At 33.9% G+C, this 803-nt stretch carries 1 protein-coding gene and 1 pseudogene; both read left to right on the forward strand.

Going from position 1 to position 803, the window contains the following annotated elements:
• Window positions 1-185: pseudogene (locus AC1DSL_RS18935) on the forward strand (hypothetical protein); the annotation flags it as partial.
• A gap of 14 nt (window positions 186-199) precedes the next feature.
• The coding region (locus AC1DSL_RS18940; protein ID WP_477533436.1) for a toll/interleukin-1 receptor domain-containing protein at window positions 200-803 on the forward strand (604 nt) is incomplete at its 3' end.

An 803-nucleotide genomic window follows, 5' to 3' on the forward strand; every position in this document is an offset into this window, starting at 1 on the left:
TGATTTCATCCGTCCGGAAGAAATACGAAATTGAAGAAAAAGCGATCGCTGAATGGAACAAGTTGCCGATGGAGCAAAAGATGAAAAAAGTGGGCTTTTTCCGTAAGGAAGAAGATATGTTGAAGAGAGACAACTTTATTAGGGAGTTTGTTAAAGACTACTTTGAAATTGGATACAAAAAATAGAATGGGGATTGAACATGTCAAAGTTAAAAGATAGAACTGCCAGCAAAGTATATATATCATATTCATGGAGTTCAGGTGAACATATAGATCGTGTTGTGAATTTAGCTAATTTCTTAAGGAGAGACGGGATAGATGTCGTCTTTGATAGATGGGAAGTAAAAGAAGGACAAAACTTTACTGAATTCATGAATCGGTGTGTGGATGATGTTTCGATTAACAAGGTATTAGTTATATGTGATAAGGAATACGCTCGAAAAGCCAATGCCCTCAATTTAAAGGGAGGCGTTGGCTATGAAACAAGTATTATTTCGAGTTCTATTCTTAATAATGCTCAAAAGGGTAGATTCATCCCAATAGTCTTCGAAAAAAGCACGATGGGTGAAGCTTTTTTGCCTACATATTTTGGAATGACAAAATACATAGATATGACTCCCGAAAACTTTGTAAACGGGTATAACCTACTACTTGAAAACTTATATAGAAATGAGGATTCAGAAAGAATGTTTTACCATGTTATTATTCAATTTAAAGAAAAATTAATGCTCAATAATTTAAAGAGATTTGAGTATGATCACGAGTCAGAAGAAGAAATAATTAATGACATCCTTGTTCCATATG

Source organism: Paenisporosarcina sp. P4_D4 (assembly GCF_056401835.1).